Origin of the sequence: Actinomadura sediminis (assembly GCF_042675525.1) — a bacterium.
Taxonomy (GTDB): domain Bacteria; phylum Actinomycetota; class Actinomycetes; order Streptosporangiales; family Streptosporangiaceae; genus Spirillospora; species Spirillospora sediminis.
In genome coordinates this window covers 55,775-75,491 of sequence record NZ_JBHTJA010000003.1, presented here as the reverse complement: position 1 = coordinate 75,491, position 19,717 = coordinate 55,775, and the positions used below count along the sequence as shown (strand labels likewise).

At 72.0% G+C, this 19,717-nt stretch carries 21 protein-coding genes; 13 read left to right on the top strand and 8 right to left on the bottom strand.

Annotation, left to right across the window (positions count from 1 at the left end):
- Window positions 1-256 precede the first annotated feature (256 nt).
- The 3 genes from ACFQ11_RS03370 (at window position 257) to ACFQ11_RS03360 (ending at window position 4,738) form a co-directional block, all read left to right on the top strand.
- Entirely contained in the window at window positions 257-2,479 is a 2,223-nt protein-coding gene (locus ACFQ11_RS03370; RefSeq protein WP_378296270.1) for a transglycosylase domain-containing protein, read from the top strand.
- Window positions 2,480-2,652: 173 nt separating this feature from the next.
- On the top strand, window positions 2,653-4,095 hold the full coding sequence (locus tag ACFQ11_RS03365) for a glycosyltransferase family 87 protein (RefSeq protein ID WP_378296269.1): 1,443 nt from the start codon (window positions 2,653-2,655) through the stop codon (window positions 4,093-4,095).
- Between the two features lie 175 nt (window positions 4,096-4,270).
- A complete protein-coding gene (locus ACFQ11_RS03360; RefSeq protein ID WP_378296268.1) occupies window positions 4,271-4,738 on the top strand; it encodes a barstar family protein in 468 nt (155 codons plus the stop codon).
- A 9-nt stretch (window positions 4,739-4,747) separates the two neighbouring features.
- Here ACFQ11_RS03360 and ACFQ11_RS03355 read toward each other — a convergent pair whose 3' ends face one another.
- The 3 genes from ACFQ11_RS03355 to ACFQ11_RS03345 form a co-directional block, all read right to left on the bottom strand.
- On the bottom strand, window positions 4,748-5,122 hold the full coding sequence (locus ACFQ11_RS03355; RefSeq protein ID WP_378296267.1) for a DUF4190 domain-containing protein: 375 nt from the start codon (window positions 5,120-5,122) through the stop codon (window positions 4,748-4,750).
- Window positions 5,123-5,312: 190 nt separating this feature from the next.
- Window positions 5,313-6,083 carry a deoxyribonuclease IV gene (locus tag ACFQ11_RS03350; RefSeq protein ID WP_378296266.1) on the bottom strand — a complete coding sequence of 257 codons (771 nt, stop codon included), beginning with the start codon at window positions 6,081-6,083 and terminating at the stop codon, window positions 5,313-5,315.
- Window positions 6,084-6,339: 256 nt separating this feature from the next.
- The gene (locus tag ACFQ11_RS03345) at window positions 6,340-6,666 is read right to left on the bottom strand and encodes a hypothetical protein (protein WP_378296265.1); all 327 of its coding nucleotides are present in this window, start codon (window positions 6,664-6,666) and stop codon (window positions 6,340-6,342) included.
- Between the two features lie 205 nt (window positions 6,667-6,871).
- Here ACFQ11_RS03345 and ACFQ11_RS03340 point away from each other — a divergent pair, with 205 nt between their 5' ends.
- From ACFQ11_RS03340 to ACFQ11_RS03315, 6 genes are all read left to right on the top strand, one after another.
- A complete protein-coding gene (locus tag ACFQ11_RS03340) occupies window positions 6,872-7,072 on the top strand; it encodes a hypothetical protein (RefSeq protein ID WP_378296264.1) in 201 nt (66 codons plus the stop codon).
- Window positions 7,073-7,312: 240 nt separating this feature from the next.
- The gene (gene rpsF / locus ACFQ11_RS03335) at window positions 7,313-7,603 is read left to right on the top strand and encodes a 30S ribosomal protein S6 (protein WP_378296263.1); all 291 of its coding nucleotides are present in this window, start codon (window positions 7,313-7,315) and stop codon (window positions 7,601-7,603) included.
- A gap of 40 nt (window positions 7,604-7,643) precedes the next feature.
- Window positions 7,644-8,204 carry a single-stranded DNA-binding protein gene (locus ACFQ11_RS03330; protein ID WP_378296262.1) on the top strand — a complete coding sequence of 187 codons (561 nt, stop codon included), beginning with the start codon at window positions 7,644-7,646 and terminating at the stop codon, window positions 8,202-8,204.
- 140 nt (window positions 8,205-8,344) lie between these two features.
- The gene (gene rpsR, locus ACFQ11_RS03325; protein WP_026403973.1) at window positions 8,345-8,581 is read left to right on the top strand and encodes a 30S ribosomal protein S18; all 237 of its coding nucleotides are present in this window, start codon (window positions 8,345-8,347) and stop codon (window positions 8,579-8,581) included.
- 19 nt (window positions 8,582-8,600) lie between these two features.
- Window positions 8,601-9,047 carry a 50S ribosomal protein L9 gene (rplI, locus tag ACFQ11_RS03320; protein ID WP_378296261.1) on the top strand — a complete coding sequence of 149 codons (447 nt, stop codon included), beginning with the start codon at window positions 8,601-8,603 and terminating at the stop codon, window positions 9,045-9,047.
- A 274-nt stretch (window positions 9,048-9,321) separates the two neighbouring features.
- A complete protein-coding gene (locus ACFQ11_RS03315) occupies window positions 9,322-10,011 on the top strand; it encodes a peptidoglycan recognition protein family protein (RefSeq protein WP_378296259.1) in 690 nt (229 codons plus the stop codon).
- A 9-nt stretch (window positions 10,012-10,020) separates the two neighbouring features.
- On the opposite strand, the gene ACFQ11_RS03310 is transcribed toward ACFQ11_RS03315, so the two are convergent.
- Together ACFQ11_RS03310 and ACFQ11_RS03305 are read right to left on the bottom strand one after the other, a co-directional pair.
- Window positions 10,021-10,221: a hypothetical protein gene (locus tag ACFQ11_RS03310; protein WP_378296258.1), complete on the bottom strand. Its 201-nt coding sequence runs from the start codon at window positions 10,219-10,221 to the stop codon at window positions 10,021-10,023.
- Window positions 10,222-10,313: 92 nt separating this feature from the next.
- Window positions 10,314-11,636 (bottom strand): MATE family efflux transporter, encoded by a 1,323-nt coding sequence (locus ACFQ11_RS03305; RefSeq protein WP_378296257.1) that lies wholly within the window; start codon window positions 11,634-11,636, stop codon window positions 10,314-10,316.
- 337 nt (window positions 11,637-11,973) lie between these two features.
- On the opposite strand from ACFQ11_RS03305, the gene dnaB reads away from it, so the two are divergent.
- Window positions 11,974-14,190, top strand: coding sequence for a replicative DNA helicase (gene dnaB, locus ACFQ11_RS03300; protein WP_378296256.1), 2,217 nt, complete (start codon window positions 11,974-11,976; stop codon window positions 14,188-14,190).
- A gap of 16 nt (window positions 14,191-14,206) precedes the next feature.
- Here dnaB and ACFQ11_RS03295 read toward each other — a convergent pair whose 3' ends face one another.
- Window positions 14,207-14,764, bottom strand: a complete 558-nt coding sequence (locus ACFQ11_RS03295; protein WP_378296255.1) for a TetR/AcrR family transcriptional regulator — start codon at window positions 14,762-14,764, stop codon at window positions 14,207-14,209.
- Between the two features lie 64 nt (window positions 14,765-14,828).
- Here ACFQ11_RS03295 and ACFQ11_RS03290 point away from each other — a divergent pair, with 64 nt between their 5' ends.
- The 3 genes from ACFQ11_RS03290 (at window position 14,829) to ACFQ11_RS03280 (ending at window position 17,280) form a co-directional block, all read left to right on the top strand.
- Complete coding sequence (locus tag ACFQ11_RS03290; protein ID WP_378296254.1) at window positions 14,829-15,791, top strand: DsbA family protein; 963 nt, start codon at window positions 14,829-14,831, stop codon at window positions 15,789-15,791.
- Window positions 15,792-15,847: 56 nt separating this feature from the next.
- The gene (locus ACFQ11_RS03285) at window positions 15,848-16,426 is read left to right on the top strand and encodes a TetR/AcrR family transcriptional regulator (protein WP_378296253.1); all 579 of its coding nucleotides are present in this window, start codon (window positions 15,848-15,850) and stop codon (window positions 16,424-16,426) included.
- 71 nt (window positions 16,427-16,497) lie between these two features.
- Complete coding sequence (locus tag ACFQ11_RS03280; protein WP_378296251.1) at window positions 16,498-17,280, top strand: oxidoreductase; 783 nt, start codon at window positions 16,498-16,500, stop codon at window positions 17,278-17,280.
- 53 nt (window positions 17,281-17,333) lie between these two features.
- On the opposite strand, the gene ACFQ11_RS03275 is transcribed toward ACFQ11_RS03280, so the two are convergent.
- Together ACFQ11_RS03275 and ACFQ11_RS03270 are read right to left on the bottom strand one after the other, a co-directional pair.
- Entirely contained in the window at window positions 17,334-18,680 is a 1,347-nt protein-coding gene (locus ACFQ11_RS03275; RefSeq protein ID WP_378296250.1) for an FtsX-like permease family protein, read from the bottom strand.
- Window positions 18,680-19,477, bottom strand: coding sequence for an ABC transporter ATP-binding protein (locus ACFQ11_RS03270; protein ID WP_378296248.1), 798 nt, complete (start codon window positions 19,475-19,477; stop codon window positions 18,680-18,682). Before ACFQ11_RS03270 ends, ACFQ11_RS03275 begins: the two co-directional genes overlap by 1 nt.
- Window positions 19,478-19,717: the final 240 nt, after the last annotated feature.

Below are 19,717 nucleotides of genomic sequence, written 5' to 3'. Positions count from 1 at the left end.
TCCCGGAGGTCCGGGCGGCCCGGGCGGCCCCGGCAGGCCGGGTGGACCCGGCGGCCCTGGTGGTCCCGGTGGTCTGGGCGGGCCGGGGCGTCCCGGTGGTCCGGGCGGGCCCGGTCCTCGGCGGCAGGGCGGTCCAGGTGGTCCCGGTGGCCCCGGGGGGCCGGGCGGTCCCGGGGGGCGGCGCGGCAAGCCGTCCGACAAGCCGGAGAAGACCGGCTGGCGGAAGTACGTCCCGTCCTGGAAGGTCACCCTCTCGGTGATCACCGTCGGGATCGTCGCCATCGCCACCCTCCTGGTCGTGGTGTACGTGAAGACGCCGATCCCGGACGAGCAGCAGGCGGAAGCCGTCCGGGAGTCCTCGGTGATCCACTACAAGGACGGGGAGGTGCTGGCGCGGGTCGGGATGAACCGGACCAGCGTCTCGCTGTCCGAGGTGCCGAAGCACGTGCAGAACGCGGTGCTGGCGGCCGAGGACCGCAAGTTCTGGACGGAGCCGGGCATCTCGCCGACCGGCATCGCCCGGGCGGCCGTGACGGCCGCGACCGGCGGCGAGGTCACCGGCGCGTCGACGATCACGCAGCAGCTCGCCCGCAACTACTTCGCCGGGCTCAGCCAGGAGCGGACCGTCAGCCGGAAGCTGAAGGAGATCATGATCTCCATCCGGCTGGGCAACGAGGTGAAGAAGGGGACCATCCTCGAGCTCTACCTCAACACGGTCTACTTCGGGCGGCAGGCGTACGGCATCCAGGCGGCGTCCCGCGCGTACTTCCGCACGACCGTCGACAAGCTGACCGTGGAGCAGGCCGCGCTGCTCGCCGGGATGATCCAGCAGCCGAACTACTTCGTCACCTACGGCAACCCCACCGACCCGGAGAAGAAGAAGGCCAAGGAAGCGGCGATCGCCCGCTGGAACTACGTCCTCGACGGCATGGTCGAGGAGGGGTGGCTCGAGCAGAGCAAGCGCCAGGGGATGCAGTTCCCGCAGACCTACGAGGAGTGGAGCGACGTCCAGGGCGGTGAGCAGGCCGGTTACCTGCGTCAGCGCGTCATCCGCGAGCTGGACGCGCTGGGCATCCCCGAGGACGCCCTGACGACCGAGGGCCTGAAGATCACGACGACGTTCGACCACGGCCTGCAGGAGTACACCGCCAAGGCCGTCGAGAAGATCAAGAAGGACAACAACCTCGGCAAGGAGATCCACTTCGGGCTCAGCGCGGTCGACCCCAAGACGGGCGGCGTCCTCGCGGCCTACGGCGGCCCCGGTTACGAGAAGCAGCAGTTCGACGACTCGTTCCAGGGCAAGGTGCAGCCCGGTTCGTCCTTCAAGCCGATCGTGCTCGCCACCGCGCTGAGCCAGGGCATCAGCCTGAAGACGACGATGGACGGCAGCTACCGGCGGGTCATTAACGGCACCGCGTTCACGAACGACAACCGGCAGGAGGACGGCGTCTACGACATCCAGGAGATGACGGCGATGTCGATCAACACGTCGTACGTGGAGCTCGGTCAGAAGGTCGGCCTCGAGAACGTCATCGAGATGGCCAAGAAGATGGGCATGAAGGACGCCCCGCTCGAGCCCGTCACCTCCCTGCCGCTGGGCGTCATCGACGCCAGCTCGGTCACGATGGCCTCGGTGTACTCGACGTTCGCCGCGGGCGGCGTCCACCGGCCCGCGCACGTGATCAAGTCGATCGAGAAGATCAACGGCGAACCGGTGAAGAACAAGGACGGCGAGGTCGTCAAGAAGAACCCGTGGGGCGACGGAGAGCGGGTCTTCGAGGAGGGCGTCGCGCGGGACGCGACCGCCGCCATGCGGGACGTCGTCACGCACGGCACCGGTGAGCGCGCGGCCCTTCCCGACCGCCCGGTCGCCGGTAAGACCGGTACCACGGACAAGCACCGGTCGGCGTGGTTCGTCGGTTACACCCCCCAGCTCTCCACGGCCGTGGCCATGTGGCGCCAGGACAAGAACGGCGACCGGCTGTCCCTGGAGGGCGTCGGCGACTACAACCAGGTCTACGGTGGTACCGTCCCCGCCGACCTGTTCAAGATGTTCATGACGCACGCGCACAAGGGCCAGCCGGTCATGCAGTTCCAGCCGGCCGTGTACGGCGGAGAGGTCGCCGCCTGGGCCAAGCCCGAGGTGACGCAGAGTCCGACGACCTCGCCGTCCACGTCGACGACGCCGACCTGCCAGCCGGGCCAGAACGGCCAGAACGGGCAGAACAACCGGAACTGCAAGACCAAGTCGCCGCAGGTGACGGACACCCCGACCGTTCCGCCGAGCAGTGGGGCGGGGCAGCCTTGCACGTCCCCGTGGAACACGCCGATCGGCTGCGACCCGAATCTTCCCCCGCCGGGCTACCCGGACTGGTGGTGCGACCGGGAGAACAGGCGGCAGACCGTTCCCCAGTGCCGTCCGGACGACGGCCCCGACAACCCCGACAACCCCGACCGTCCCGCGACACAGCAGAACTGACGGCACGTCGGTCACGTTCCGGACGGAAGGCCCGGAGCCGCGTCGCGCGGCCCCGGGCCTTCCGCATGCCCGCCCCCCTTCGCCTCGCCGCGGGAACACCGCACGGCGGGGCCGAACGGACCCGGTCCGTCCGCGGGCGCGTGCGGGCGCGATCACCCATAGGCTTGCTGTCCATGTCGTCGTCTTCTGAGAGGCTCGCGAAGCCCGAAGCCGAGACCGGGGACGTCCGTGGACGCATGGCGCGGCTCGTCCCGGTCCTGACGGGCGTCACGGCCCTGGTGTGCCTGCTGGGGTGGCTGCAGAAGCGGCCGTGCGCGTCCGCGGGCTTCGACTTCATCGAGACGACGACGAACGCCTGCTACACCGACGTCTACCCGCTCTACTACGTGCGCGGGCTGAACGACGGGCTGATCGCGTACTTCGACTCGTTCCCCGGCACCGACATCCGGTTCGTCGAGTACCCGGTGCTGAGCGGGGGGCTCATGCAGCTCGTCGCGTGGATCGTCGCCCCGTTCGACGACGACGGGCGGGGGATGGCGTTCTACAACGTGACCGTCCTGCTCCTCGCCGTCCTCGCGATCGTGACGGTCCTCGCGACGGCGTACGCGGCGGGGCGGCGCTCGCTGCGCGCCGGGCTGATGGTCGCCCTGTCCCCCGCGCTGCTCCTCAGCGCGTACATCAACTGGGACCTGCTCGCCGTCGGGCTGTCCGCGCTCGCGGTGGCGGCGTGGTCGAAGCGGCGGCCCGCCCTCGCGGGCGTCCTGCTGGGGCTGGCCGTCGCGGCGAAGTTCTATCCCCTGCTGTTCCTGGGGCCGCTCGTCCTGCTCTGCGTGCGCGCGGGCCAGTGGCGGGCGATGGGACGGATGCTCGCGGGCACCGCCGTCTCCTGGCTCGCGGTGAACCTGCCCGTGATGCTGTTCGCCTGGGACGGGTGGCTGCAGTTCTACACGTTCTCCCAGGACCGCGGCATCGACTGGGGCTCCATCTGGTTCTTCCTCCGCGACCAGGGCATGCCCGGACTGGACGACACGAGCCGCCTCAACCTCCTCGGCACCGGCACGTGCCTCGTGCTCTGCGCCGGCATCGCGGTGCTCGCGCTGGCCGCGCCGCGCCGCCCCCGGCTGCCGCAACTGATGTTCCTCGTCCTGGTGGCGTTCATGCTGCCGAACAAGGTCTGGTCGCCGCAGTACGTGCTGTGGCTGCTGCCCCTCGCGGTGCTGGCCCGGCCGAAACTCCCCGCGTTCGTCGCCTGGCAGATCGGCGAGATCGCCTACTTCTTCGGCATCTGGTGGTTCCTGCTGTCGGTGTCCGCGCAGACCCCCGGCCAGGACCTGTCCGGCACCCTGTCGGCGGTGGCGAGCCTGGACGCCCCCGAGGGCGGCATCGGCCAGGACGTCTACAACATCGCGCTCCTGGCGCGGTTCGTCACCGTGCTCGCGCTCGCCGCGCTCATCGTGTGGGAGGTGCTGCGCCCGTCCTCCGACGCGGTCAGATCGGACGGCGCGGACGATCCCGCGGGCGGCCTCCTCGACGGTGCGGACGACGTGGTGTCGCTCGGCCGGTGGCGCGCCGCGCGCCGCACGGCCCGCGGGGCCGGTGCGGCGGCCGTCCCGTAGGTCCGGAGAACTTCGGGGAATCGAGGTGGGCCGCAGGCCCCTGGAGCGCGGGGGTGCCGGGCCGGCCGTCCGGAATGTGCGTGGAACGTATGGTTTTGCGGGGGTTTCTGGGGCATGATCGCCGTTGCCCGGGACCCCGCGGACCGCGGGGCGCGCGAACCACCGGGGAGATGACGTGGACGCGAATCGAGCACTGGACGAACTGATCGCCGGACGGCTGGCAGCGGGCGTCTACCAGTGGCGGACACCCCCGACGCCGGGGTCGGTCGGCGACACGACCTGGACCGGACGGGCCGACGAGGCCGGCTGGCGCGGCTTCCACCTGGACGGGCGCCGCGCCTCCGACAGCGGCGAGTTCCTGCGGCTGTGCGGCGAGACCTTCGGGTTCCCCGAAGGGGTGGGCACCACCTGGGAGGCCCTGGAGGACGCCCTCACCGACCTGTCGTGGGCGCCCGCGCGGCACGGATACGTGGTGCTGTACGAGTCGTGGTCCGAGCTCGCCGAGGACGATCAGCAGGCGTTCCGCGCGGTGCTGGACCTCTTCGCGGGGGCGGTCAAGCGCTGGCGCGACACCGCCACCCCCATGACCGTGCTCCTGTCGAGCGTCGGCGTGGAGGTGGCGGGCGTGCCCCGGCTGGCGTGACGGGCCCGGTCAGTAGGTGCTGACGCTGCTGGCACCGGCGGCTGCGGCGATGACGAAGATGTAGATCACCCAGACGACGGCCCAGATCGCCGTGACGATGTACCCCATGACGAGCCCCGCCGTGGCCATGCCGGCGCCGCCCTCGCGCGTCCGCCGGATCTGGGACTGCGCGACGTGCCCGAAGATGATCGCCAGGATGGACGTGAAGCCGCAGAACACGATGCCGATCAGCCCGCACACCATGGAGGCGGTCGCCATGCCGTTGGTCGGGGGCGCCGACGGCGGCCCGTAGTGGTGGTGCTGCACCGCGGGCGGCTGCGAGTACGGCTGGGCGTACGGGTCCTGGGACCCGTAACCGTAGGGGTCGTAAGGGGGCTGTGCCATGGGTTCCCCGTTCGGTTCGCGCGCCACCGGCGAGATCACGCGTGCGCGGAGGACTGGTTCCGGATGATGCCAGTGTGACCCACGAACGGATCACGGCGCCATCTTGTGTGCTGTCGTCCGGGTTGGACGCCGCGCGAGCCGCTCCGGTTCCCCGCTGCCCGGGAAAACGTCCCGTCCGGTTCCGGACGGGTCAGCCGAGGTTCCGGCGGAGCCAGGCGATGTCGTCGGCCTGCCCGGCGGCCGGGGTCTCCACCACGACCGGCGCGCCCGCCGCCCGCACCACCGTGAGGATGAGGTCGGTGTCGATGCTGCCCGCGCCGAGGTTGGCGTGCCGGTCGGCGCCGGACCCGAACGCGTCGCGGCTGTCGTTGCAGTGCACGAGGTCGATGCGCCCGGTGATGGCCTTGATCCGGTCGACGGCGTCGATGAGCGCCTCGCCCGCCGCGTGCGCGTGGCAGGTGTCGAGGCAGAACCCGAGCTTGGACTCCAGCCCCGGGACGCCCGACAGCACCTCCCAGAGCCGGGCGATCCGGTCGAACTTGCGGGCCATCGCGTTACCGCCGCCCGCGGTGTTCTCGATGTAGACCGGGATCGGGCACTCGACCCGCTCGAACACCTTGCGCCAGTTCTCGAAGCCCGTCTCCGGGTCGTCGTCCTTCAGGACGTGCCCGCCGTGCACGATCAGCGCCTTCGCGCCGATGGACGCCGCCGCCTCCAGCTGCTGCGTGAGGTTCTTGCGGCTCGGGATCCGGATGCGGTTGTTGGACGTCGCCACGTTGATCGTGTACGGGGCGTGCACGAACACGTCCACGCCGGACCCGGCCAGCGCCTCGACGCCCTCCGGCAGGACGGGCTTCTTCCACCCCTGCGGGTCGCCCAGGAAGAACTGCACGACGTCGGCGCCGACGGCGCGGGCGTTGTCCAGCGGGTTGGTCTGGTCGACGTGGGCTCCGATGCGCATGCCCCCGAGGTTAGCCGCGGGGGACGACAACACGGTGCGCCTTCGACTCGGTGCGCCTGTGACATGGTGCGACATGCTGCGACATGGAGCGACTTCGCCCACGGTCGGGCCCGCGCACGTCCGGCGCCGAGGGCGGCGCCCGGGACGTCTCCACGGGTTCGGTGCGCGGAATGCGGGACGGGGGAGGGCCTACGGGACCGCCTCCCGTCGCGCGGCGCGGGGGCGGGCGCGGGGGAGGCGGCCCGGCGGCACCGGGTCAGACGGAGAAGCCGCCGTGGCTCAGCGCGAACGCGCCGCCGAGGAAAGCGGCGATCATGCCGATGACGTTGAGCCACCGCTGGTTGATCGTCCCGGAGATCATCTGGGAGTAGAGCGCGAGCGGCAGGCCGATGACGGCCGCGATCGAGCCGGGGAGGTGGGTCGACGGGATCCAGCCCAGCACCAGGGCGGCGATCCCGATGGTGATGGACGCGGCGGCGAGCGCGTTCCCCATGGTGTGCGAATCGGTCTGTGCGTCGGGGCGGGCGGTCACGCCCCGGCCGCTCCCGGCGGCCTGCCTGCTCCCGGCTGCCTCCTGTGGCATCGGACCTCCTCGTGGTGTGTCACCGCTCGGCCGGCGGGCCGGTCGACCGGTCGGACGGTGCTCTAAGGGTTCCCGGGACGGCTGGGGATCAACCTGCGAGCCCGGGCGGAAAATGTCGGCGGCACCCGGTACGGTCGAACACGGATTCGAGAACGAGTCGAGGCCGTCCCCGGGGGGAAGCGGGGAGAAGGCGGAGGCGAGGGGCATGGACCACAGCGAGCTGGCGCTGATCGGGGACGCGGAGCTGGTGGAGGAGCTGACGCTCCTCACGACGCAGACCGCCCGGATGCGCGCCCGCATGACCGACATCATGACCGAGCTGGAACGGCGGCGCTGCGCGAAGGCGTCCCGTCCCGGACCGCGTTCCGGCGGCCGCCAGGGCGCCCGTCCCGGCGCGCGCCACTGACCCGCGCCGCCGGGGCGCCGCCGCGGTGAGCGGCGGCGCGCGGCGTCGTCGTGAGGGAACGTCGCGGGGGAACGTCGTGGGGGAACACGGTCACGGGCCACCTGCCGAGTTGGTAGCCTGTATCGGTCCCGCGGCAGGTCCGCCCGGCGATCCGGGCAGCCGACCGCCACGGGAGACGCGACAGCCCTCCTGTCACGGAGAGACCGTGACCGCACCAGTCCAGAGGAGGTAGGGACCAGCATGCGTCGTTACGAAGTCATGACGATCCTCGACCCCGGCATCGACGAGCGCACCGCTCCGGCGGCCCTCGAGCCGTTCCTGAAGGTCGTCAAGGACGGCGGTGGCAGCGTCGAGAAGGTCGACGTCTGGGGCCGCCGTCGCCTGGCGTACGACATCCAGAAGAAGTCCGAAGGCATCTACGCGGTGGTCGACCTGTCGGCTGAGCCCGCCACGGTCAAGGAGCTCGACCGGCAGCTCAACCTCAGCGAGTCGATCCTCCGCACGAAGGTCATCCGTCCCGAGGTCCACTGAGCCCGGCTCAGCAGCCCTCTGAACAGCCGGAGCGAGCCCCATGGCAGGCGACACCGTAATCACCCTCGTCGGGAACCTCGTCGAGGACCCGACCCTGCGTTTCACCAGCAGCGGCGTACCGGTCGCCTCCTTCCGGGTCGCCTCGACGCCGCGGTCGTTCGACCGCCAGTCGGGCGAGTGGAAGGACGGCGAGACGCTGTTCATGTCCTGCAGCGTCTGGCGGCAGGCCGCCGAGAACGTGGCCGAGAGCCTGCAGCGCGGCATGCGGGTGATCGTGCAGGGCCGGCTCAAGGCGCGGACCTACGAGACCCAGGGTGACAAGCGCACCGTCTTCGAGATCGACGTCGAAGAGGTCGGCCCGTCACTGCGCAGCGCCACCGCCAAGGTCAACAAGACCCAGCGGCAGGGCGGTGCCGGAGGCGGCGGCGGCTTCGGCGGCGGCGGCGGTTTCGGCGGCGGCCAGCAGGGCGGCGGCGACGGCTTCGGGGGCGGCCAGCCCCAGGGCGGGTTCGGCGGCGGCCAGCAGGGCGCCCCGGCCGACCCCTGGGCCACCGGCGGCGGCGGCGGTGGCGGCGGCTACAACGACGACCCGCCGTTCTAGCGGCCTTCCCGGGCGCTCGCCGGCACCTCGCGGCGGTCCCGCCCCGCCGCGACTCCAGACGTCCGCCGCACGTCGGCGGAGAACCGAACCAGCACACGTCCATTCCCGCGTGAGCGGGGCTCTCCCAAAGGAGCACCACGATGGCGAAGCCACCTCCGCGCAAGCCGAAGAAGAAGGTTTGCGTGTTCTGCCAGGAGAAGATCTCCTACGTCGACTACAAGGACACGGTCCTGCTGCGGAAGTTCATCTCCGACCGCGGCAAGATCCGTGCCCGGCGTGTCACGGGCAACTGCACCCAGCATCAGCGCGACGTCGCCACGGCGATCAAGAACGCCCGTGAGATGGCGCTGCTGCCCTACACCAGCACCGCGCGCTGAGGCCGGGGGGAAGCAGATCATGAAGCTCATCCTGACCCAGCAGGTCTCCGGGCTCGGCGAGCCCGGTGACGTCATCGAGGTCCGTGACGGCTACGGCCGCAACTACCTGATCCCGCGCGGGTTCGCCATCCGGTGGACGCGCGGCGGCGAGAAGGAGATCGAGTCGATCAAGAAGGCGCGTTCGGCCCGCGAGATCGCGACCGTCGAGCACGCCAAGGAGGTCGCCGACCGGCTCGGCGGGCTGCGCGTCACGCTGCGCACCCGCACCGGCAGCAACGGCCGCCTGTTCGGCGCGGTGACCGCCGCCGACATCGCCGAGGCGGTCAAGGCCGCCGACGGTCCCGACCTGGACCGCCGCCGCATCGAGATCGGCAACCCGATCAAGACCGTCGGCACGCACCGGGTCAGCGTCCGGCTGCACTCGGACGTCAACGCCACGATCGACGTCGACGTCGTCGAGGGCTGACGCCCGCGCCCGCACGACCCCGAACCGGCCCCCACGCGTCCACCGCGTGGGGGCCGGTTCGCGTGAAACGCCCGTGAACCCCCGGTGCTTGGGTGATCGACAAGCGCCGGATACGTTCCGTTACTAGATCACCACGGGACGAAGGGGGACGGTGTTGATCGTGCGATCGGGGGAAGACGCGGGATCCGAGCCGCCGGTGTCGCGCCGGACGGTCATCCGCGGGGCGGTGGGGGCCGGACTGCTCGTGGCGGGGCTCGCACCGCACAATGGGGCCATGGCGGACGAACTGCCCGTCGGGATGCGCCCGGACGAGCAACCGATCCTCGGCGAACGGGCGGTGTTCCGGGCGGACGAGCCCCGCGTCTACACGCGCGAGGACTGGAACGCCCGTCCGCCCAAGCGTCCCGCCGAGGTGCTGAACCGGGCGCCGGACCGCATCGTCGTCCACCACACCGCCACGGCGAACAGCAAGGACCGGTCCCTCGCGCACGCGTTCGCGCTGTCCCGCAAGATCCAGAAGTGGCACATGCAGGACAACGGCTGGGACGACGCCGGCCAGCAGCTCACGATCAGCCGCGGCGGCATCGTCATGGAGGGCCGCAACCGCAGCCTCGATTCGATCCGGGCGGGGAACCTCGCGGTCGGGGCGCAGGTGCTCCACCACAACGACCACACCATCGGCATCGAGAACGAGGGCACCTACACCAAGAGCGGCGTGCCCAAGCGGCTGTGGGAATCGCTGGTCGAGGTGTGCGCGTGGCTCTGCGAGCAGTACCGGCTCGAACCCGCCGAGGCGATCGTCGGGCACCGCGACTACAACGCGACCTCCTGCCCGGGCGACCGGCTCTACAAGCGGCTGCCCGAGTTGCGCCGCGACGTCGCGAAGCGCCTGAACGGGCCGCCGAAGGGCGGTGGCGGCTACCCGGAGACGTCGATCTTCCCGCCGTTCGACCCGTTCGGCTGAGCGCGCCCGTCACTCACCGCCCGCGGTGCCGCGGGCGGTGTACCCGGTGCGGCGCCGGGCGATCTCGGGGTCGAGTTCCTCGACCAGCGACCAGATGCCGGCGACCCGCTCCAGCAGCGTCTCCGGAGGCAGGTCGGCCAGGCCCTCCGCCGCGAGGTCGTCGATCGCCTGCGCGAGCCGGGCCAACCGCTCGCCGTCCGTAGAACACATGTTCGAATAGTAGTGAGCGTGCAGCATGTGGCGTGTGTGCTTTGCCGATTCGATACGCACACTGCCGAACACGCAACGTGCATATGCGCGCTTCAGCGGACGGCGCCGGTCACCATCCACCGGTCGCCGCGCGCACGCAGGCCCAGCGTGAGCATCCGCGTGCCCATCCACAGGCCGATCGCGATCCACAGCCCGACGAGCCCCGCGCCCGTCCAGTACGCGGCGAGCGCGGCGGGCAGGAACACCAGTGTCGCGACGAGCGTCGTCGCCGCGAGGTACGCGCCGTCGCCCGCGCCGATCAGGATGCCGTCCAGGACGAACACCACGCCCGCGACCGGCTGCAGCAGCGCGACGAGCAGCAGCGACGCGAGCAGCAGGTCCCGCACGTCGCCGTCGCCGGTGAACAGCGCGGGCAGCCACGGCCGCGCCACGAGGATCAGCAGCCCGAACAGCACCCCGCAGACGATCCCCCACCACACCATCCGGCGGGTGACCGCCCGCGTCCCCGCGACGTCCGACGCCCCCAGGTACCGGCCGGTGATCGCCTGCCCCGCGATCGCGATCGCGTCGAGCGCGAACGCCAGCAGCGTCCACACCTGGAAACCCACCTGGTACGCGGCGATCTCCGCGTCGCCCATCCGCGCCGCGATCGACGTCCCCGCGATCAGCACCACCCGCAGCGCCGCCGTCCGCAGCAGCAGCCCGACCCCCGCGGTCGCGGCCGTCCGCACCCCCGCCGCGTCCGGGCGCACCGGCGCCCCGTGCCGCCGCGCGCCCCGCAGCACCACCGCGACGTAGACGGCCGCGCTCGCCGTCTGCGCGATCACCGTGCCCCACGCCGAACCCGCGATGCCCCAGTCCAGGACGATCACGAACAGCACGTTGAGGACGAGGTTCGAGCCGAAGCCCCCGACGGACACGAGCAGCGGCGTCCGCGTGTCCTGCAGCCCCCGCAGGACGCCCGTCCCCGCGAGGACCACGAGCATCGACGGAATGCCGAACAGGCTCACCCGCAGGTACGTCTCGGCGTACGGCGCCACGTCCGCCGACGCCCCGAACGCGTCGACGATCCCCGGGACCGCCCACCACGCCGCGGCGACGATCACCGCGCCGATGGCGAGGGCGAGCCACATGCCGTCGATGCCCTGCCGGATCGCCGCCCGCATGTCCCCGGCCCCGACCTGCCGCGCCACGCCCGCGGTCGTCCCGTAGGCGAGGAAGACGCACAGGTACACCAGCGTGCTCAGCGCCTGCCCGGCCACGCCGAGCCCGCCGAGCTGGTGCGTGCCGAGATGCCCGATGATGGCGCTGTCCGACAGCAGGAACAGCGGCTCGGCGACGAGCGCGCCGAACGCCGGCACGGCGAGCCGCAGGATCTCCCGGTCGTGCGCGGTCACGAGACGGCGGGGGTTCATCACCGCTGAAACCTACCAGGATGTAACTGACGAAACGGAGTTCACCCCTTACAGGGAAGTTCCCGGCAGACTTTCTTTCCCCCACACCCGGTGGACGGCGTCGTCGCTGGTCAGCGCCCCACCGGGCGATCTTGTGGAGAACTTTCCCCAGGGTTTTCCACAGGTCGTGCACAAGCTCCACGGCGTGTTTGCACAGGTTGTCCACAGAGTTGTCCACAGGTCGCTTTGCTCCCCGCCCGCCTCGGTCGCGAGAATGTCCGACGCCTCGGATAGACCTGAGACGCACGGGCGCCGCGCGGACGGGGCCGCCGCCGTCCGAGATGAAGGGGGTGCAGCCGTGAGCGTGTCCGACCTCGGGCCTCATGAGCAGGAGTTCGAACGCACTCCCCCGCACGACATCGCCGCCGAGCAGGGCGTCCTCGGCGGCATGCTGCTCTCCCAGGACGCCATCGCCGAGGTCATCGAGGTCCTGCGCACCTCCGACTTCTACCGCCCCGCGCACCAGATCATCTACGACGTCGTCCTCGACCTCTACGGCCGCGGCGACCCCGCCGACGCCGTCACCGTGTCGGGCGAGCTGACCAAGAACGGCGAGATCAACCGCATCGGCGGCGCCCCCTACCTGCACACGCTGATCTCCTCGGTGCCCACCGCCGCCAACGCGGGCTACTACGCCAAGATCGTCCACGAGCGCGCCGTGCTGCGCCGCCTCGTCGAGACCGGCACCCGCATCGTCCAGATGGGCTACGCCGCCGACGGCGCCGACGCCGACGAGGTCCTCGACCGCGCCCAGGCCGAGGTCTTCGCCATCGCCGAGAAGCGCGCCGGCGAGGACTACGTGCCGCTCAGCGAGATCATGCCCGGCGCCCTGGACGAGATCGAGGCGATCGGCAGCCGCGGCGGCCAGATGGTCGGCTGCCCCACCGGCTTCGCCGACCTCGACGCCCTCACCAACGGCCTCCACCCGGGCCAGATGATCGTCGTGGCCGCAAGGCCTGCCATGGGGAAGGCCCTGGAACTGGGCACACCGCTTCCGACCCCCACCGGCTGGACGACGATGGGCGAAGTGCGCGTCGGCGACCGCCTCATCGGCGCCGACGGCAGACCCACCCGGGTCGTCGCCGCCACCGACGTCATGCACGACCGCCCCTGCTACGAGATCGAGTTCTCCGACGGCGAGGTCATCGTCGCCGACGCCGGACACCAGTGGCGCACCACCGCCCGCGCCGTCTGCCGCCCGTCCCCCGCCGAGCACCTGCGGCCCCGCCCCGGCCCCGGCGCCGAGCCGGCCCCGGCGGCGGCCCGCACGATCGGCAGCCGCTACGGGACCTGCCGGACGAACACCCGCGCCACCGGCCGCACCGGCGACGGGACGGCGATCCGCACGACCACCGAGATCCTCGCCACCCTGCACCGCGACGGGCTCACCCACGCGGTCGAGGTCGCCGAACCCTTCGACCTCCCCGAAGCCGACCTCCCCGCCGACCCCTACGTCCTCGGCCTCCGCCTCGGCACCGGGCAGGCGACGCACCTGCCCGAAGCCTGCCTGCGCGCGTCCGCCGAACAGCGCCGCGCCCTGCTGGACGGCCTCCTCGACACGGCCGCGAGCACCGGCGAGGACGGCCGCGTCCGGCTGACGGTCGCGGGCGAGCCCCTCGCGCACGCCGTCCACGAACTGCTGATGACCCTCGGCCGTTGCGCCGCCATCGAGCCCGCCGCCGGGACGTCCGCCCACCGGATCGTCCTGGGCGACACCCTGCCCCGCCACATCGTGGACGTGCGGCCGGTGGCGAGCGTGCCGGTGCGGTGCGTCCAGGTCGACAACGCCGACCACATGTACCTGGCCGGACGGTCGTGCATCCCGACGCACAACTCGACGCTCGCGCTCGACTTCGCCCGCGCGGCGTCGATCAAGCACGGGCTGACCTCGGCGTTCTTCAGCCTGGAGATGGGCCGCAACGAGATCACGATGCGTCTTCTCTCGGCGGAGGCGCGGGTGGCGCTGCACGCGATGCGGTCCGGCACGATGCAGGACGAGGACTGGACGCGCCTCGCCCGCCGGATGAGCGAGGTCGCCGAGGCGCCGCTGTTCATCGACGACTCCCCCAACATGTCGATGATGGAGATCCGCGCGAAGTGCCGTCGGCTGAAGCAGCAGCACGACCTGCGCCTGGTGATCATCGACTACCTGCAGCTGATGACGTCCGGCAAACGAGTGGAGAGCCGCCAGGTGGAGGTGTCGGAGTTCTCCCGCTCGCTGAAGCTGCTCGCCAAGGAACTGGGCGTCCCCGTCATCGCCCTCTCCCAGCTCAACCGAGGCCCCGAACAACGAACCGACAAGAAGCCCATGGTCTCCGATCTACGTGAATCGGGCAGCATCGAGCAGGATGCGGACATGGTGATCCTGTTGCATCGGGAGGATGCGTACGAGAAGGAGTCGCCGCGGGCGGGTGAGGCCGACCTGATCGTCGCCAAGCACCGTAACGGCCCGACCGCCACCGTGACCGTCGCGTTCCAGGGGCACTACAGCCGGTTCGTCGACATGGCCCAGTAGGGACGGGCTGCCGGGGTCAGGTTCGGAACAGGCGCCAGAAGGCCCGGGCGGTCTCCTCGGCCGACGCGGGGGCGTCGTCCTCGATCCAGGTGGCGAGCACGCCGATCAGGGCGCCCGCCAAGTATGCGGCGTGCACCCCGGACGGGACGTCGTCGAACCCGGCGGGGCGGCGTCCCGCGCGGAACGAGGCCGCGAGTTCGGTGGTCAGCCGTGTCCGCATGCGCGCGGCGAACAGCGCGCTTCCCTGGCTGCCCAGCATGCGCCGATACAGGGGTGCGTTGTCGGCGATGTGCTGGAACAGCGCGTGCAGCGGTGGGGGGACGTCGTCCGGGGGTGCGTCGAGGGGGCACAGCGCCGCTGCGCGGGCCACGTGTGCCACCGCGTCTTCCATGGCGTCGGTCACCAGCGCGTCCACGTCGGGGAAGTGCTGGTAAACGGTGGCGCGGTTCACGCCGGCGTGCCGGGCGACCTCCGACATGGTGATCGCGGTGGGCTCCTTGGCCGCGGCCAGTTCCAGGATCGCCGCCCGCAGCCGGGCCCGGCTGCGGACGGCGCGCGGGTCGTCCGGATTCATGCCGTCCACACTAACCGACATCTGTCGGTTTACTAATCGACAAGTGTCGTTTAGTGTCCTGGGCATGCGAATCGAGATCTGGGCGGACGTGGTCTGCGCGTGGGCGTTCATCGGCAAGCGGCGGCTGGAGAAGGCGCTGGGCGACAGCGGGGCCGAGGTGGTCTGGCGGCCCTTCAGGATCGACCCGAGCGCGCCCGACCAGGCGGTTCCCGTCGAGGAGGCTTGGCGCGACCCGATGGTGGACGCCGCTCTCCGGGAGTGCGCGCCGGGGCTGACGCCGGCCGAGAACCGGGTTCGCATTTCCCGGATCGCGGCGGACGAAGGGCTGGGGTCGAGGTGGGGGGCGGCCTGGCGTGCCGGCAGTCACGACGCGCACCGGCTGCTGCACCTGGCGCGGGTGGACGGCGGTGCCGCGCTGCAGAACGAGGTGGCCGAGCGGGTGATGACGGCGCACTTCATCGACGGCGACGACATCAGCGATCGACGCTGCCTGCGGGACGTCGCCATCCGTTCGGGATTCGCCGAGGGGGCCGCGCTGCTGGACACCGACGCGGGCGACCGCGAGGTGCGGGAGCTGCTCCTGATCGGCAAGGCGAGGGGCATCGCGACGTCCCCGACGATCGTGGTCGGCGACCGGGCGCTGGCCGGCGCCCAGCCGCCCGAGGTGATCGCCGGCTTCCTCGCCGGAGGAGACCGCGGCCGCGAGATGCCGGAGGAGGTGCGGCGCCTGCGCTGGGCCGAGTCCCTGCTGGACCGGCGCGACCCGCTCGGCGCTCTCGTCCTGCTGAAGCCCCTGCTGGACGGGCATGCCGACGACCTGAACGTCCGCCGGGTCGCGGCCCGCGCCTACTTCCACTCGGCCCAGCTGGCGCGCGCCCGCGGCCTGCTGGAGCGGCTGGTCGCCGACGCGCCGGACGACGCCTACGCGCGGCTCATGCTCGGCCGCACCCTCCGGCGTCTGGGTGAGGGCGACCGGGCGGCTCCCCACCTGAAGATGGCCGCCGCCATGACGCCCGAGTTCGCCTGACCTGCCGATCCGGCTTTCTTGACCTACGGGTCCAGAATCGTGCTAGTGTTCCGGCCATGGGAAGGCCGAAGCAGTTCGATCCGGACGTCGCGGTCGAGCAGGCGATGCAGGTGTTCTGGCGGAAGGGCTACGCCGGGACGACCCCGCAGGACCTCGTCGACGCGATCGGCATCGGAAAGGGCAGCCTCTACAACGCCTTCGGCAGCAAGCACGCGCTGTTCGAGCGGGCGCTCCGGCGGTACCGGGACGACCAGGCGGCCGCGCTGGTCGACCTGCTCGGGCGGCCGGGGCCGGTGAAGGAGCGGCTGCGCGGGGCGCTGGAGATGCTCGCGGCGATGGACCTCGCGGACGAGGACCGGCGGGGGTGCATGGCCGTGAACACGGCGGCCGAGCTCGGCTCCGGCGATCCGGGGGCGAGCGAGCTGGTCCGGCGGATGCTCGACCGGACCGAGGCGGCGTTCCGCGCGGCGGTCGAGGAGGGGCAGCGGTCGGGAGAGATCGCTCCCGAGCGCGATGCGGCCGCGCTCGGGAGCCTGCTGCTGAACACGGTCGTGGGCCTGCGGCTGCTCGCCCGTGTCGCGGACGGACCCGAACGGCTGGAGCGGGTGATCGACGGGGTGGTCGACACCCTCTGATCTCGCACGCGGCGGTTCGGCCGCCCATTTTTTCGCCCAGATTTTGTACCTGTAGTTCAAGAAGGAGTCTCATGAAGCTCGGCCTCGACTCGAAGACCGCCGTCGTCACCGGCGCCAGCCGGGGCATCGGCCTCGCGACCGTCCGGACCCTGGTGGAGGAGGGCGTGCGCGTCGTCGGCGTCGCCCGGACGGTCACGCCCGAGCTGAAGGAGACCGGGGCGCACGCGGTGGCGGCCGACCTGAGCACGCCGGACGGCGTCGCGGCCCTCATGGACGAGGCGTTCGCCGAACTCGGCGGCCTCGACCTGCTGGTGAACAACGTCGGCGGCGGGGACGCCGTCGAGCCCGGCGGGTTCCTCGACGTCGACGACGCCGCGTGGGGTTCGGTCTTCGACGTGAACCTGATGAGCGCCGTCCGGGTGACGCGCGCGGCGCTGCCGAGCCTGATCGAGCGGCACGGGTCGATCGTCAACGTGTCGTCGATCAACTCGCGGATGCCCGCCGCCGGTCCGGTCGCCTACAGCGCGGCCAAGGCGGCGCTCACCGCGCTGGGCAAGTCCCTGGCCGAGGAGTTCGGGCCGCAGGGAGTGCGCGTGAACACGGTGTCGCCGGGCGTGGTCCGCACCGCGATCTGGGAGGCCCCGGACGGCTTCGGCGGCAAGATGGCCGCGGCGTTCGGGGTGGAGCACGCCGACCTGCTGGCGGGGATGCCGGCCGCGGCCGGGATCACCTCCGGCCGCATCACCGAACCCGGCGAGGTCGCCGCGCTGATCGCGTTCCTGCTGTCCGACGTCGCGGGGAACATCATGGGCGCCGAGTACCTGATCGACGGCGGCTCGGTGAAGACGTCCTGAACACGGATCCGTCCCCCGCGGAGAAGGCTCCGCGGGGGACGGACCGGGATCGGTCAGGCCGCGACGGCTTCGATCGCGGGGGTGCGCAGGACGCGCCGGGTCGCGGCGGCGACGGTCGTCCCGGTGAGGGCGGCGGCGAGCGCGACGACCGCGACGTACGTCCACGCGTCGCCCTCGGGCATCGGGGAGTCGACGCGGACCAGGCTGAACGGGACGATCGTGAAGAGCGACGCGACGGACCCGCAGGCGAGGCCGAGCACGGTCAGCACGGCCGTCTCCACGGCGACCGTGCCCATGACCTGGCGCGGTGTCGCGCCCGCGAGCCGGGTCTGCCCGAACTCGCGGCGCCGGTGCGCGGTCGCCGCGACCAGGGTGTTGACCAGCATGATCGCGGTGAACAGGACCACCATCCCGATCACGACGAAGTTGAGCGTCTCGATGTTCTTCTGCTCCGCCGTCTTGGCGACCCCGGTGGCGGCCGTGGCGGCGTTCTCGGTGGCCTGCAGGTAGAGGGTGCCGACCGCGATCCCGGTGAAGAGGATCACCGGGGTGACGACGGCGGCCATGGCGTTCGTCCGGCGCAGCATGCCGGTGACGGCCAGGTCGCCCGCGGCGCCGCCGAACCGGCGCAGCGGCCCCGCCAGGACGGACGCGGCGCGCCGCACGAGCGCGGGCGCGAGCAGCGCCAGGCCGAGCGCGGCGAAGATGTCGGCCTGCCCCGAGGTGGCCATGGCGTCGCCGCCCGCGTCCCGCATGACCGTCACCGTGACGACGGCCTCGCCCATCGCGACCGCGAAGAACAGCGCCGCGAACCCGATCCGCTTCCTCGTCAGCCGTCCGGCGTCGGTCCCGGCGAGCGTGTCGGCGATCCGGCCGCGCGCGAGCCGCCGCGAGGTGAGCAGCGCCGCGCCGGCGGCCGAGACGAACGTGATGCCGACACCCATCGAGACCGCGATCGGCCCGAACGCGTGCGCGACGTCCCCGGGGACCTGGCCGGTGTCGTGCAGCAGCGCGAGCAGGCCGCGCCCGACCAGGACGGCCGGGCCGATCGCGAGCAGCGCGGCGACCACGGCGAGCCCCGCCGCCTCCACGGTGATCATGCGGGTGAGCTGCGCGGGCGTCGCCCCGACGCTCTTCAGCAGCGCCATCTCCGCGGACCGCTGCCGCACCGACAGCGTCAGCGTCGACGTGACGGCGAAGACGACCAGCAGCAGCCCCCAGCCGCCGACGACGCTCGCCATCGTGACCAGCGTCTCGTGCGCCGTCCCGTCGGTGCCGGACGCCGTGTCCAGCATCGACGCGAACGCCATCAGGATCGTCGCGCCGAGGAACAGCGCGAGGAGGCTCGCGGTGAACGCCCCCGCCCGCCTGCGCAGGGACCGGAATGCCAGGGCGGTCATCACGCGACCCCCGCCCGGACGCGCTGGCCCTCGACCTCGTCGGCCAGGTGCGTCATCCGCTCGGCGACCGCCTCGGCCGTCGGCGCCGTCTGGTGCCCCACGATCCGCCCGTCCGCCAGGTACAGGACGGCGTCCGCGTGCGCCGCCGCGACCGGGTCGTGCGTGACCATGACGATCGTCTGCCCGTCCGCCCGGACGGTCTCCCGCAGCAGCGCGAGGACCTCGCGGGCGCTCCGGGTGTCGAGCGCGCCCGTCGGCTCGTCCGCGAACAGGACCCGGGGCCGGGCGACCAGCGCCCGCGCGATCGCGACCCGCTGCTGCTGCCCGCCGGACAGTTCCGCCGGCAGGTGCCCGAGCCGCTCGCCGAGCCCGACCCGCCGCAGGACGTCCTCGGCCCGCCGCCGGTCGACCGGCCGCCGCGCCAGCTTCGGCGGCAGCGTCACGTTCTGCATGACGGTCAGCGTCGGCAGCAGGTTGAAGTGCTGGAACACGAACCCGATCCGCGTCCTGCGGAACTTGGTGAGCGCCGCCTCGGTCTCGCCGGCCAGTTCGGCGCCGTCCACCAGGATCCGCCCCTCCGTGGGACGATCGAGCCCCGCGGCGCACTGCAGCAGCGTGCTCTTCCCGCTTCCGGACGGGCCCATCACCGCGGTGAACGATCCCGCGGGCAGCGACAGCGACACCCCGTCCAGCGCCGCCACCCGGCCGTCGCCGGTGCCGTAGACCTTCCGAACGCCCTCGAGGCGCAGGGCCTCGGCCGACCCTTCGGCCGGCGGCGCGGTCTTGCGTCCGAACATCGTTTCTGCCTTCCGCCCGTGCGCCCCCTCGCGGAGCGCCTCCGGGAACGAAGCTACGGACGCCGGACGTCCGTGCAGATGGGTGCAGCACGCCCATCGAGGTGGACAAAACCCCACCCGTCCAGTGCGGCGTCAGGCCCCGGGGGCCTCCCTTCGACGGGCCTTGCCGCGATTGGCGCATCGCTCCGACTCGCCCAGGGGCCCGCTGTGCGATCAAGTTCTCGCTTCGCCCGCAATCGC

What these genes read in the sequence shown, in the direction of transcription:
- ACFQ11_RS03365 (WP_378296269.1), top strand. Translation starts at nt 2,653, where the DNA reads ATGTCGTCGTCTTCTGAGAGGCTCGCGAAGCCCGAAGCCGAGACCGGG.
- ACFQ11_RS03355 (WP_378296267.1), bottom strand. Translation starts at nt 5,122, where the DNA reads ATGGCACAGCCCCCTTACGACCCCTACGGTTACGGGTCCCAGGACCCG.
- ACFQ11_RS03350 (WP_378296266.1), bottom strand. Translation starts at nt 6,083, where the DNA reads ATGCGCATCGGAGCCCACGTCGACCAGACCAACCCGCTGGACAACGCC.
- ACFQ11_RS03345 (WP_378296265.1), bottom strand. Translation starts at nt 6,666, where the DNA reads ATGCCACAGGAGGCAGCCGGGAGCAGGCAGGCCGCCGGGAGCGGCCGG.
- ACFQ11_RS03340 (WP_378296264.1), top strand. Translation starts at nt 6,872, where the DNA reads ATGGACCACAGCGAGCTGGCGCTGATCGGGGACGCGGAGCTGGTGGAG.
- rpsF (WP_378296263.1), top strand. Translation starts at nt 7,313, where the DNA reads ATGCGTCGTTACGAAGTCATGACGATCCTCGACCCCGGCATCGACGAG.
- ACFQ11_RS03330 (WP_378296262.1), top strand. Translation starts at nt 7,644, where the DNA reads ATGGCAGGCGACACCGTAATCACCCTCGTCGGGAACCTCGTCGAGGAC.
- rpsR (WP_026403973.1), top strand. Translation starts at nt 8,345, where the DNA reads ATGGCGAAGCCACCTCCGCGCAAGCCGAAGAAGAAGGTTTGCGTGTTC.
- rplI (WP_378296261.1), top strand. Translation starts at nt 8,601, where the DNA reads ATGAAGCTCATCCTGACCCAGCAGGTCTCCGGGCTCGGCGAGCCCGGT.
- ACFQ11_RS03315 (WP_378296259.1), top strand. Translation starts at nt 9,322, where the DNA reads ATGGCGGACGAACTGCCCGTCGGGATGCGCCCGGACGAGCAACCGATC.
- ACFQ11_RS03310 (WP_378296258.1), bottom strand. Translation starts at nt 10,221, where the DNA reads ATGTGTTCTACGGACGGCGAGCGGTTGGCCCGGCTCGCGCAGGCGATC.
- ACFQ11_RS03305 (WP_378296257.1), bottom strand. Translation starts at nt 11,636, where the DNA reads ATGAACCCCCGCCGTCTCGTGACCGCGCACGACCGGGAGATCCTGCGG.
- ACFQ11_RS03295 (WP_378296255.1), bottom strand. Translation starts at nt 14,764, where the DNA reads ATGAATCCGGACGACCCGCGCGCCGTCCGCAGCCGGGCCCGGCTGCGG.
- ACFQ11_RS03290 (WP_378296254.1), top strand. Translation starts at nt 14,829, where the DNA reads ATGCGAATCGAGATCTGGGCGGACGTGGTCTGCGCGTGGGCGTTCATC.
- ACFQ11_RS03285 (WP_378296253.1), top strand. Translation starts at nt 15,848, where the DNA reads ATGGGAAGGCCGAAGCAGTTCGATCCGGACGTCGCGGTCGAGCAGGCG.
- ACFQ11_RS03280 (WP_378296251.1), top strand. Translation starts at nt 16,498, where the DNA reads ATGAAGCTCGGCCTCGACTCGAAGACCGCCGTCGTCACCGGCGCCAGC.
- ACFQ11_RS03275 (WP_378296250.1), bottom strand. Translation starts at nt 18,680, where the DNA reads ATGACCGCCCTGGCATTCCGGTCCCTGCGCAGGCGGGCGGGGGCGTTC.
- ACFQ11_RS03270 (WP_378296248.1), bottom strand. Translation starts at nt 19,477, where the DNA reads ATGTTCGGACGCAAGACCGCGCCGCCGGCCGAAGGGTCGGCCGAGGCC.